General features: G+C 69.9%; 11 protein-coding genes. 8 read left to right on the top strand and 3 right to left on the bottom strand.

Annotation, left to right across the window (positions count from 1 at the left end; all coding sequences use genetic code 11):
- Positions 1 to 52: 52 nt before the first annotated feature.
- Positions 53 to 259: a hypothetical protein gene (locus tag QZ294_RS09115; protein WP_297049225.1), complete on the bottom strand. Its 207-nt coding sequence runs from the start codon at positions 257 to 259 to the stop codon at positions 53 to 55.
- A gap of 174 nt (positions 260 to 433) precedes the next feature.
- Between QZ294_RS09115 and QZ294_RS09110 the strand changes: the two genes are divergently transcribed.
- On the top strand, positions 434 to 991 hold the full coding sequence (locus tag QZ294_RS09110; RefSeq protein WP_297049222.1) for a GNAT family N-acetyltransferase: 558 nt from the start codon (positions 434 to 436) through the stop codon (positions 989 to 991).
- Positions 992 to 1,017: 26 nt separating this feature from the next.
- On the opposite strand, the gene QZ294_RS09105 is transcribed toward QZ294_RS09110, so the two are convergent.
- Together QZ294_RS09105 and QZ294_RS09100 are read right to left on the bottom strand one after the other, a co-directional pair.
- Complete coding sequence (locus QZ294_RS09105) at positions 1,018 to 1,788, bottom strand: alkaline phosphatase family protein (RefSeq protein ID WP_297049219.1); 771 nt, start codon at positions 1,786 to 1,788, stop codon at positions 1,018 to 1,020.
- Positions 1,785 to 2,810, bottom strand: coding sequence for a hypothetical protein (locus QZ294_RS09100; protein ID WP_297049217.1), 1,026 nt, complete (start codon positions 2,808 to 2,810; stop codon positions 1,785 to 1,787). Before QZ294_RS09100 ends, QZ294_RS09105 begins: the two co-directional genes overlap by 4 nt.
- A 115-nt stretch (positions 2,811 to 2,925) precedes the next feature.
- Here QZ294_RS09100 and QZ294_RS09095 point away from each other — a divergent pair, with 115 nt between their 5' ends.
- The 7 genes from QZ294_RS09095 to QZ294_RS09065 all read left to right on the top strand — a co-directional run bounded on the left by QZ294_RS09095 (position 2,926) and on the right by QZ294_RS09065 (position 11,644).
- Entirely contained in the window at positions 2,926 to 4,032 is a 1,107-nt protein-coding gene (locus QZ294_RS09095; RefSeq protein ID WP_297049214.1) for a glycosyltransferase, read from the top strand.
- Positions 4,029 to 4,472: a hypothetical protein gene (locus QZ294_RS09090; protein WP_297049212.1), complete on the top strand. Its 444-nt coding sequence runs from the start codon at positions 4,029 to 4,031 to the stop codon at positions 4,470 to 4,472. The genes QZ294_RS09095 and QZ294_RS09090 overlap by 4 nt, the downstream gene beginning before the upstream one ends.
- A 53-nt stretch (positions 4,473 to 4,525) precedes the next feature.
- Positions 4,526 to 5,704, top strand: a complete 1,179-nt coding sequence (locus QZ294_RS09085; RefSeq protein ID WP_297049210.1) for a glycosyltransferase family 2 protein — start codon at positions 4,526 to 4,528, stop codon at positions 5,702 to 5,704.
- Between the two features lie 141 nt (positions 5,705 to 5,845).
- Complete coding sequence (locus QZ294_RS09080) at positions 5,846 to 7,036, top strand: ABC transporter permease (protein ID WP_297049208.1); 1,191 nt, start codon at positions 5,846 to 5,848, stop codon at positions 7,034 to 7,036.
- An 11-nt stretch (positions 7,037 to 7,047) separates the two neighbouring features.
- Positions 7,048 to 9,141: a glycosyltransferase gene (locus QZ294_RS09075; protein ID WP_297049206.1), complete on the top strand. Its 2,094-nt coding sequence runs from the start codon at positions 7,048 to 7,050 to the stop codon at positions 9,139 to 9,141.
- 18 nt (positions 9,142 to 9,159) lie between these two features.
- Positions 9,160 to 10,641 carry a D-glycero-beta-D-manno-heptose 1-phosphate adenylyltransferase gene (rfaE2, locus tag QZ294_RS09070; RefSeq protein WP_297049204.1) on the top strand — a complete coding sequence of 494 codons (1,482 nt, stop codon included), beginning with the start codon at positions 9,160 to 9,162 and terminating at the stop codon, positions 10,639 to 10,641.
- Positions 10,634 to 11,644, top strand: coding sequence for a glucokinase (locus QZ294_RS09065; protein WP_297049202.1), 1,011 nt, complete (start codon positions 10,634 to 10,636; stop codon positions 11,642 to 11,644). Before rfaE2 ends, QZ294_RS09065 begins: the two co-directional genes overlap by 8 nt.
- Positions 11,645 to 11,873 lie beyond the last annotated feature (229 nt).

The raw sequence follows: 11,873 nt of genomic DNA, 5'->3' as shown, positions 1-11,873 counted from the left end.
ATCAAGGGCCGCGGCAGGAAAGGATGAAGCCGGACGGGAGGGAGGCGAAAGATCAGACGCGGTAGGTCACGATATTGTCGTAATAGTCGAAGCCGATCTGGGCGAGGGTGATGGTCCGGTCCACGATATGGAAGTTGGCGGCCTCGGTCATGGGGCGGGGCCTGGCGCGCTGCGGATCGGCGAGGTGATAATGCGCCTCGTCCGGACCGCGCGCGGCGCTCGCCATCTGTAGACAGACCACCTCTATGGGCGTAACCATCGCGGCCTCCGGGAGCCTGCCGCGCGTCGGCGGCAGGGGGAACGGCAACGTTTTCCGGCGCGGATGCGGCCGTCCCTTCCCGGGGCGACGTGCCGGCCGCGGCGGCCGGGCCTTGAACGATGGACCTCGTGAGAATCTGTACCGCATTTCGCGCCGGAAGGAAAGGAGGACGGCATGGGGAACGCCCGGAACGCAACTGTCGGCGGCACTGTGGAGGTGCGGCCGTATGTGACGGCCGATCTTCCCGCCATGCGCGAGATCTGGAATGAGGTGGTGGCGGCGGGGCAGGCGTTCCCGCAGGAGGAACCGCTGTCGGCCGGGGAGGCGGCCGCCTTTTTCGCCGGGCAAAGCCGCTCTTGCGTGGCGCAGGACGCGGCGGGCCGCGTGCTCGGCCTTTTTGTGCTGCATCCCAACAATGTGGGCCGTTGCGGACATATCGCCAATGCGAGCTACGCGGTCTCGGGCGCGGCGCGCGGCCGGGGCGTCGGCGCCGCGCTGGTGCGGCGCAGCCTGCGCGAGGCCGGGCTTCTCGGTTTCCGTATCCTCCAGTTCAATGCCGTGGCCGTGGACAACGCCGCCGCGCGGCATCTGTACGAAAAGCTGGGCTTCACGCCGCTGGGCGTCATCCCCGGGGGCTTCCGGCGGCCGGACGGCGGCTATGTGGATATTTGCCTCTACTGGCATGCGGTGGAGCCGGTGAAGGAGGACGGACCTCCTGATATGCTGCAATGATCCGAGCCTGAGAGGGACCCGGCGGATCACGGCCATGTCAGGCCGAGCAGCCGGGCGGCCAGGGGCGCTATGCCGGTCTGGCGCGTGGGCAGCTTCGTATCGCCGGGCGCGCCGGCCAGCCAGAGGGGCACGCGCCGCGCGGCCGGAGTGGGATCAGTGTGGCTGCCGTCCGCGTCCATGCCGTGATCGCTGGTGATGAGCACGGGGTACCCGGCCTCCAGCCAGCGCGGCAGATAGGCCGCCAGCAGGGCGTCGGTGGCGCGCGCCGCGTCGCGGTAGGCGCGCGAGTCCGCGCCCGCGCGGTGCCCCGCGTGGTCGATTCCCATGCTGTGGACAAGGAGCAGGTGCGGCGCGTGCCGCAGGCGCAGGGCTTCGGCATCGCGGAAAAGCTCGTCGTCGGGATAGGCGTCCTGGCTGTAGAAGAGTCCGTGGCTGATGGGAAGGCGCGCATCGTCGCAGAGCCGGTCGCGTTCCGGCACAAAGGGCGCGCGGTTGCAGAGTTCGCTCATCCAGTGATAGGCCGCCGCGGCGGTGGTCAGCCCGGCGGCGCGGGCGCGGGAAAAGAGGGTCGGACCCGGGCAGGTGCGGGCGTCCTCGTTGCGGAGGATGCCGGTCTCAAGGGGCGGAAGCCCGGTGACGAGCGTGGCATAGATGGGCCGCGAGAGCGGGGGCAGTTCGGCCGTGAGTTCCGTATGGCGCGTCATGCCCCCGTGCGTGAGCGCGGCGAGGAAGCCCATGTGCCTGCGCGCCGTGGCGGCGCCAAGGCCGTCCAGCAGGACGAGGATGCAGCGGTTCACCAGTCGCCCCCCCCGGCGGCTGGCGCCGTGTCCCGCCGGGCAAAGCCCAGCCCGGGCGCGAGCGCGCGCAGTCGTGTGGCCGTGACGCCTTCCACCGCGAAGTGCTCGCGCAGCCAGACGCAGAAGGTGAGGATCTTGTTCAGGGCCGCATCGGCGGCCGCCTCGTCCGGCACATGGGGGGAGCCGCCGGGGAGCATTTCCGAGGAATGCCAGAACAGGCTGAGCACCCTGCCGCCCCGGCGCACATGGAGGCGGGTGGCGAGGCGCATGGCCCGCGCCCCGTGCCAGAAGGGATTGGCGCTCAGCGCGCCGAAAAAGTGGAAACGGTCGAGCAACGGCGCGGAGGAGCGCGTGAGTCTGTACCACATCCGTTCCATGCCGGGCACAAGGGGGATCTGGGTAATGGGCGCTTCGAGCAGGGACCTGCCCGGCGCGCCGTCCACCCAGTACGGATCGGGCGGCGCGAGAAAATGGTCAGGCCCGTTTCCGAAGGCGCGCAGGGGGCAGACGGAGCTGTCCACCAGGATGCCTTCCTCCGCCAGCAGGGGGCGAACTTCCGCCTTGAGATCCCAGCGCCCCATGCGGAAGCTCGTCAGCGGCGCGGACTGGAAGTCCCGCCCGGCGTCGAGCAGGGTACGCAGGCGGCGGCGCAGCAGGTCGCGCGGTAGCAGATGGGTGCGCGTGGGTTCGCCGGGCGCCTGCGCGGCCTCCAGGGGGGGGGTGCTCCAGTGGTGGAGATGGGCGCCGATCTCCGCGCCGTAGTCATCGCGCATCCGCGCCAGCACGGCGCGGCCGGGTGCCGAGGCAAAGACCGTGTAGGCGCAGAAAAGCGTGAGCGGAAAGCCCAGGTCGCGGCAGAGCGGCGCGAGCCGGGGGAGCAGCTCCACATTGCGTACGCCGCAGCCCGTGGCCGCATACCTGCCGGAGAACAGCCCCTCTTCTTCCACATCGAGGCTGATGACCACACGCAGGGGGGGACGGGCGCCGGACGCGCGGGAAACGGACAGGCCGGAGAGTTCCATGCCCGGAGACTAGCCCGCCGCGTCCGTCAAGGCAATGCCCTCCCGCTTTGCAAGCGGGGCCGGATAGCGTACTATGGGCAGGCACTGCCGCGGACGACCGGCAGCCGGAGAACGCATGTCACGACCCTGTTCGATCCTGTTCCTCATGGAAGACCTTTGCTTCGGCGGGACGCAGCGCCAGACCCTGGAACTGGCGCGGCGCCTTGACCGCGACCGTTTCGCGCCGTCCATGCTCGTGCTCACCGGGCCTACCGATCTGGACGCGGTCGCCGTCGGGGCGGACGTCCCGCTCTCGTACCTCGGCACCGGCCGCGCCGTGCCGGGGCTTTTTTTTCTCTCGCTGGGACCGGCCCTGCGGCGTCATGCGCCGGATATCCTCGTGCCCTGCACGGCATTGCCCAATATCTGGGGGCGCATCTGGGGGCGTCTGCTCGGGGTGCCGGCCATCGTGGGCACCTGCCGGGGCGGCGGCGCGCTCAAGCGCCAGCATGAATGGCTGCTCTGGCGGCTGGCGGATCATCATGTCTGCAATTCCGAAGCCCTGGCGGAAGGCCTGCGCCGTCTCGGCGAACCCTCCAGGCGCATCAGCTATATCCCCAACGGGGTGGATACGGAGCGCTTCCGGCCGGCGGAACTCCCCCCTTCCGAACGGGCGCCGCTCATCCTCTGCGTGGCGCGGCTCGCGCAGGACAAGGGGCACCTGACCCTGCTGCGCGCCTTCGCCATCGTGGCGCGCCATGTGCCCGAGGCGCGCCTGCGTATCGTGGGCGACGGTCCGCAGGAGGCGCAGCTGCGCATGCTGGTCGCCACCTTCGGGCTGGAGGACCGCGTGGAATTCGTCCCCGGCGAACCCGATGTGCGCGAGCACTATGCGGCGGCGCGGGTCTTTGCCCTGGCCTCGGTGCGCGAGGGGCAGCCCAATGTCATCCTCGAAGCCATGAGCTGCGGGCTTCCGGTCTGCGCCACGGCGGTGGGCGGCATCCCCAACCTGGTGGAAAACGGCGTTTCCGGGCTGCTTTCGCCCGCCGGATTTGCCGAGGCCCTGGCGGCCTCCCTGCTGCGCCTGCTGGCGGACCCGGCCATGGGCGACGCCTTCGGGCAGGCCGGGCGCGCCCGCGTGGAACGGGACTTTTCGTTTGCCGCCATGGTGACGGCCCATGAGGAGCTGTTTGCGCGGCTGCATGCGCGGCGGCGCGGCCAGCGGGAGGAAGATCCCGCATGAGTCCCGCGCGCATCCTCCGCAGGGCGGCGCTCAGCGCGCTGTTCGCCGCTCTGGCCGCGCCCGTTTTTGCCGGGGAGCCGTCCGCCCCGCGGACCATCACCAGCGGTCCCGGTGAAGTGACGGAACTCTGGACGGGCAGGGTGCTCACGGCCACCTTTCGCGCGGGCATGTGCTTCAGCGCGGACGGCAAGGCCCGGGGCGTCCTGCTGCTCAGGCATGCCAACGGGCAGGAGGACACCTATCACCTTTCCGGGAGCATCCGGGCCAATGCCTTTGACCTCTCGCATTCGTCCGGGCATTCCTTCACGGGGCGCCTCACCGGCCCGCGCAGCATGGAGGGCCGCGTCAGGCTGAAAAACGGCCTGCGCCTCAGCCTCGAGGGCGAGCGCACCCCCGATGTGCCGCTTCTGGCGGAGGACTGCGCGCCCCTGCCCCGCTGACCACTTGGCCCGCCGGCGCAGCAACGCGGCGCCGGCCCTGTCCGGGAGGATGCATGACCGTTGTTTTCTTTGTCCTGGGGCTTGTCCAGTGCGCCCTGCTGTTCGTCCTGATGCGCTGCGGCGCGCGGCTGGCGCGCGCGGCGCGGCGGGAGCGGGAGGAGGCCCGCTATGCGCCGCATGGCGGCTGGCCCCGCGCGGCCATGATCATCCCCGCCGCCGGCAACGACCCGCGCATGGAGGCGGCCCTCCGCAGCCTGTTGCAGCAGGATTATCCCGATTTTTTGCCCGTCATCGTCACCTCGGGCGAGGATGACCCGGCGGTGGGCGTCATCCGGCGTCTGCGGGAGGACTTTCCCGCACTGCGGCATGTGATCGCCGGCGAAGCGCGCGACTGCGGCCAGAAAAACCGGAACAGCCTGGCGGGCGTGGCCGCCGTGGGCGACGCGGCGGACATCTACCTTTTTTGCGACAGCACCCATATGGCCGGGCCGGAGTTCGCGCGTTGCCTCGCGGGTCCGCTGGCGCGTCATGAGGCCGAGTTCAGCACCGGCTATCATGAAGTGGAGCCGCGCGACCATGGACCCGTGACCCTGGCCTATGCTCTGAGCGTCCTGCTCATGCGGCTTTTGCAGGGCGTGGCCGCCTTCACCCAGCCCTGGGGCGGCGCCATGGGCATGACCCGCGCCGCCTTCGAGCGCTACGGCGTGGCCCGGCTCTGGGCCTCCAACGTGGTGGACGACTGCTCGCTCGGCGCCATGCTCCAGGCCCGGGGCGTCCATGTGCGGCTGTGCGCGGCGGCCCTGCTCCGCACCACGGCCGCGGGGCATGCCTTCGGGGTGTGGCGCGCGTGGATGGAGCGGCAGGTGCTTTTCCTCAAATTCTGCATGCCGGGGCAGTGGCTCCTGCTCGGCGTGCTGGCCGTGCTCATGGCGGCGCCGCCGGTGTGGGCCTGCGTCGCCCTTGGGGGCGGCCTCCTGGGGCTGGGCGGGGGCATGGCGCCGTTTCTCGCCCTGTGCTGGCTCGTGCTTCTGGCGGCCACGCTGTCGGGCTGGCGGCGCCTGCTGCCGACGGGCGTTCCCCTGGGGCGCTGGCTGGGCGCGTTTTTCTGCGCGTCCGGGCTGTTCGCCTGGGTCTATGCGGCGACCATTCCCGCGAAAACCATCGCCTGGCGGCACATGGTCTATCGCGTGGGCAGGGGCGGGGTGCTCCTCGGCATGCGGCGCCGGGGCTGACGCCTTCGCCTGCCGGCGGCTTTGACAGCGGTCTTTCAAGACCGTACATTGAATGCTCCGGTGGCGGCGCCTGCGGCCGCCCGGAGAGGATGCGCGCCTGCCCTGCAGCCGCCGGCCGAACGGAGGATCGGGAGTTTTCGTATGATCGCCATGTCAGACCTGTTTCGCGTCAGCCTCAGGCAGGTTGTGCGCCAGCGCGGTTTCGGGGTCATCCTCTCCATCGCTCTGGGCATCACGGCCTTTATCGTGCTGGCCGTGCTGGGGCGCGAGATCCGCTACAAGGTCGGGCAGGACATGGTGCTCATGGGCGGCGTCAACGTCATCCAGGTCTTCATGGACGACGGGGCATATCCGGGCCAGCCCCAGCGCGAGTTTTATCCCGAGACGATCAAGGCCCTGCGGGCGCTGCCGGGCGTGGGCATGGTGAGCCTCAATCTGCATGGCGGCAAGGTGTTCGGGCTGCGGACCAGCGGCGAACGCACCATCAACATGGATTTTATCGGCATCGACCAGTATTTCGCCGAGGTCTATTCCCTGACGCTCCTGGCGGGGCGGCTCTTCGACGCCTCGGACATTGAGCGCAGGCGCCGCGTAGCCATGCTCGGCCGCGAAGCCGCGCAGATGCTGTACGACAAGCCCGACGACGCCGTGGGCAAGCTGCTCATCCTCGGCCAGGACGTTTTCGAGGTGGTGGGCGTGGTCAGCGGCGTCATGCTCGGCGGCTGGGGCCGCGGCGGCTTTTTGCCCTATACCACCATGATCGACCGCAACTGGAGCAGCGGCAGGGTTGACAGGCTCTTTGTGCGGGCCATCGGCTGGGAGGACGTGGCGCCCATCGTCCGGCGCATCCCCGAGGTGGTGCGCGAGCACCAGGCGGCGCCCTACCTGGTGATCCGCACGCAGGACGAGCAACTGGCGCGCATCCAGACCACCTTCATGTGGGTGGAGGTGCTGCTCTGGCTCGGCATCGTCGCTTCGCTCATGCTGGGCGGCTTCGGCATCTGGTACGGCACCTTCGCCGCAGTGCGCGCGCGCACCCGCGAAGTGGGCCTGAAAAAGGCCATGGGCGGTTCGGACGCCGACATCCTGGCCCAGTTCCTTGCCGAGGCCCTGTGCAAATCGCTGGCGGGCGGCGTGCTGGGCATCGTCATGGGCGTGCTGCTGGTGGAGCTTGGCTCCTGGTCCCTGGGCACGGGGGTCTCCTATTCCCTGCTTCTGGCGAGCAGCGTGGGGAGTATCGCGTTCTCCGCCCTGATCGGCGTCGCCGGCGGTCTTTACCCCGCCATCCAGGCCAGCCGCATGGATGTGGTCTCGGCCCTGCGCTTTGAATGAAAAGGTGAAGCATGGCACCAGTCATCGTCGCCAAGGATCTGTACAAGTGTTACGCGGGCTTCGCGCCCGTGCTCCGCGGCGTGAGCATCGAGGTGGAGGCCGGGGAGCTGGTGGCTATCATGGGTCCTTCCGGCTGCGGCAAATCCACCATGCTCCATATCCTTGGCATGCTGCACGCGCCGGACGCGGGCACGCTGGAGATTCTCGGCACTGACGTGCTCAGGCTCAACCGCGAGCAGACGGCCGCCTTCCGCCGCGGGAACATGGGCTTTGTCATGCAGTCGAGCAATCTGTTTGAGCATTCCACGGTCTTCGAGAACGTGGAGTTTCCGCTCATCTATGAAAACGTGCCGCCCCAGGAACGCTGGGAACGCGTCATCAGGGCGCTGGAGCTGGTGCGCCTTTCCGCCCGGGTGCATTACCGCAGCAACCGGCTTTCCGGCGGCGAACAGCAGCGCGTGGCTATCGCGCGGGCCATGGTCAACAACCCGCGCATCCTCCTTGCCGACGAGCCGACGGGCGCGCTTGATGCCCGCACCAGCCGGCTGATCATGGACAACTTCCGCGCCCTGTGCCATTCCGGCGGCGTTTCCATGGTCATGGTCACGCATGACCCCAAGATGGCCGAATTCTGCGACAGCATCTATACCCTGGAGGACGGCATCCTCCACTGCCGCAAGCGCGAACTCGCCGCGCTTTCGGGCGTGGCCGCGCGCAGCCTGCTTGCCCTGCCCGAGCCTGTGGTCCGCGGCGCGCTGGTGGCCGAACGCTTTCCCGAGCCATCGGGCCAGTGCCTGATGATGATCGCGCACCGCCTGCATGCGGCGGGCCTGCTTTCGCGCATCTATGCCATCCGGGGCAGCGGCGTGCTCGGCAATCCTTCCGGCTATGCCCTGCCGCTGGCCGTGCGCCGCATCGGCTGCTGGCATGCCCTGTCTGCCCTTGGGGCGCTGGCGCGCCGCGCGCGGGCCTCCCAGTCGCTCTGGTCCTTGTGGCGCCTCATGCCGCATTCGCGCTGGGGCAGGGGGCTGCTGGCCCGGATATGGGCCTTTGCCTGCGGCACGCTGCTTGCCCGCTGGGGACTTCAGGAGCGCATCGAATTTCTCTATGCCTCGGGCGCGGGCACCCAGGCCACGGCCGCCCTGGTGGCGGCCCGGCTGCTGCGCCTGCCCTTCGCCTTTTCCGTCCGCGCCCAGGACCTTGCGCTGAACGGCGCGGACTGGGCGGTCAAGGCCAGGGAGGCGGTCTTTGTGCGCTGCGACACGGAAGCCGTGGTCCGCGCCCTGCGCGAACGGCTGCCGGATCTGGCGCCGGACAAAATCGTGCTGCTCCGCGATCCGCTGACCCTCACCCCGCCCGAGGAAGAGGCGGACGCCATCCCCGTCCCGGCCGGAAAACCCGGCGAACCCGTGAAGCCGCTGGAGCTGCTGGCCGTGGGCACCATCGCGCCGCGCAAGGGCTATGACCTGCTCCTGCGCGCCTGCGCCCGGCTGCGGCAGGCCGGCGTGGAGTTTCGCCTGACCGTGGTGGGGCAGGGACCGGAGCGCCCGCGCCTGCGCTGGCTCGCCTGGCGGCTCGGCCTGCGGCGGCTGGTGCGTTTTGCCGGGCAGGTCGCCCATGAGAACATGGCGGAAACGTTCAGGAGCGCGGATATCTTCGTGGCGCCCGGCCGCAGGACGCGCAAGGGCGACATGGACGGACTCCCCTCGGCCCTGGCCGAGGCCATGGCCTTTGGCCTCGCGGTCGTGGTGAGCGACCTGCCCGGCCTTGTGGAGGCGGTGGAAAACGGCGTGAGCGGCCTTGTGGTGCCCCAGAACGACGTGGCGGCCCTGGCCGGGGCCTTGGAACGCCTTGCCGGGGACCCGCAGGAGCGCCGGCGCCTGGGCGCGGCGGCGCGGCAGCGGATCCACGCGCTGCTGGACGAACAGGCCAACGAGGAGAAGCTCAAGGAACTCTTCATCGCGGCCGCGCGTTCGGCCGCGCGGGGAAGAACAGGGGACGCGGGGGCGCCGGCGGACCCTGGCCCGGCGTCTGCAACGCCCCGGGCGGAGGCCGGTGGCCGGGATGCCGGGAAGGGCAGCCCTGAAACCAACGCTGGCGCCTGAAACCAAAGCTGGTGGACGATGGATTTTTCCGGAACGGCCATTCTGGTGATCGGCGATGTCATGCTTGACCGCTATCTTGCCGGGGAGGTGGCGCGGATCTCGCCGGAAGCTCCCGTGCCCGTGGTGCGCCTTGCCCGGCGCTGGAGCGTGCCCGGCGGCGCGGGCAATGTGGCCCGCAATCTCTCGCGGCTGGGCGTTGACGCGCGGCTTGCGGGCCTGGTGGGCGACGATGCCGAAGGCCGCGCCCTGCGCGAGGCGGTCAGCGGCGAGGGCATTCGTGACGGCCTGACGCTCTCGCGCGACCGCGCCACCACCAGCAAGACGCGCGTGCTGGGCCAGGGCCAGCAGCTGCTGCGTCTGGACGAGGAGCATGTGGCGCCGCTCTCGGGGGAGGAGCTTCCCCCCCTGCGGGAGAATATCGCGCGTCTTCTGCCCGGCTGCGGCGCGGTCATCATTTCGGATTACGACAAGGGCGTTTTCCGGCGCGGCGAAGACGGGACCGACCTGTGCGCCGAGGTGATCGCCATGGCGCGGGAGGCCGGCATCCCCGTCCTTGTGGACCCCAAGGGGGAGGACTGGTCGCGGTACAGGGGCGCCGCCTGCGTGACGCCCAATATGGCGGAGTTCCGCCAGGCGTGCGGGCTGCCTTCGGGGGCGCGGCCCGATGCCGGGAGCCGGCGCGCCCTTGCCGAGGGGCTGTGCCGGAAATTCGGCTTTGCGCGGCTGCTCCTGACGCGCGGTCCCAGGGGCATGATCCTCTACGTTCCGGGCGAGGAGCCGCAGCGCATCCGCGCGGCCGTGCGCGAAGTGGCGGATGTCTCCGGCGCCGGGGATACGGTCATTGCCGCGCTGGCGGCCTGCGTCGCCGGCGGCCTTGCATGGTCCGAAAGCGCGGTGGTAGCCAATGCCGCCGCCGGGGTGGCCGTGGGCAAGGCGGGCACGGCGCCGGTCTCCATGGCTGAACTGAACGAGGCCCTGCGCCAGGGCATGGACAATCCCAAGCTCTACTCCCTGCCGGCCCTGCGGGACAAGCTGGAGGAATGGCGGCGCGGCGGCGAGCGCATCGTTTTCACCAACGGCTGCTTCGACCTGCTCCACCCGGGGCATGTTTCCCTGCTGCGCCAGGCGGCGGCCCTGGGGGACAGGCTGGTGGTCGGGCTTAATGCGGACGCGTCGGTGCGCCGGCTCAAGGGTCCGACCCGCCCCATCCAGAACGAGATGAGCCGCGCCCTCCTTCTGGCCGCGCTCCAGGATGTGGACGCCGTGGTGCTTTTCGGCGAGGACACGCCGGAGCGCCTCGTCCATGCGGTCTGCCCGGATGTGCTGGTGAAGGGCAGCGACTACCGCGTGGAGAATGTGGTGGGCGCGGATTTTGTGCTTGGCCGCGGCGGCGAGGTCCATCTGGTGGACCTGGTGGACGGGTGCAGCACCACGGGCCTGGTCCGCCGGATGCAGCCCGCGCCGCAACGGAAGGAGCCAGCCGCTCCGCCCCATGAGTGAGCGCCCGCGCCATATCCTTGCCGCCGACATCGGCGGCACCAACTGCCGGCTGGCGCGCTTTTCCCTCTCGCGGGAAGGGCGGCTCGCCCGGGAAGGCTCGGTCTGGCTCGAGAGCGCCCTGCTGCGAACGACGGAGCACCTGCTGGCCGCGCTGGAACGGGAACTGGCGCTCCCTCCTTCCCAGGCGGACGCCACGGTGCTTGCCGTGGCCGGACCGGTGAGCGGCGGCGTTTGCGGGCGCCTGACCAATGGCTGTCTGGAGCTTGACGTCCGGCCGCTGGCCGCCGGGCCGCCTGTCCGCGTCATCAATGATTTTGTGGCCCAGGCCTGCGCCTGCCTGACGGACATGGGGGAACAGGCCCGCCCGCTCTGCCCCCCCGGGACTTCTCCGGCGCGACCGGCTGTTCCCGTGCGCGCGCCGCGCGCTGTGCTTGGCGCCGGGACCGGTCTCGGCGTGGCGGCGCTTTTTCCGCTGGACATGGCCGCCCCGGGCGCCGGGGGCTGGCTGGTGGCGCCCTCCGAAGGCGGCCACGCGGCCTTCCCCTTTGTGGGGGAGGAGGAGAATGCCTTCCATGCGTTCCTGCGCCAGGCGCTGCGGCTTCCCTATGCGCGGGGGGACGATGTGCTTTCCGGCCGGGGACTGGCGCTTTTGCACGAATTTCTTGCCGGGGAGCGGCTTGCTCCCGGCGAGGTGGGGCGCCGCGCGCTCGGCGGCCCCACGCCCACCCTGCGCTGGTACGCCCGGTTCTACGGGCGCGCCTGCCGCGACGTCATGCTTGCCACCCTTTGCTCCGGCGGCCTCTGGATCGCCGGGGGCATCGCCGCGCGCAATCCGCGCTGCGTGGACTGCGAGGAGTTTTTTGCCGAACTCCACGCCGCCCCGGCCTTTGCCGAGTGGCTCCGGACCGTCCCTGTGCGTCTGCTGGAAGACGCGGAGAGCGGACTCTGGGGCGCGGCCCGGTATGGCCGCATGCTGCTGGAACAGCGGGGCGGAGTCGCCTGAGCGGCCGGACGCCGGGGCTTCTCGTTTCGGTAAACCTAGTCGACCCTGTTGATAATGCGCTCTGGTTTGGGATGTGGCGGGTTTGTGTATTGCCACAATTATCCGTCAAAAACAGCCTTTTTCGCGCCGGCTGCGTTACTGGACGATTTTGGTCGGTCATGTACTTAAGTACACTCCCTCCCAAAATCGCCCACTTCCTTGCCGGCGCAAAAAATTCTTATTTTTTAGG

The sequence above is a fragment of the uncultured Desulfovibrio sp. genome (genome assembly GCF_910584445.1).
In the GTDB taxonomy this organism is placed as follows: domain Bacteria; phylum Desulfobacterota; class Desulfovibrionia; order Desulfovibrionales; family Desulfovibrionaceae; genus Desulfovibrio.
The sequence above is the reverse complement of the archived record's forward strand: the minus strand, read 5'-3'. Positions and strand labels throughout refer to the sequence as shown.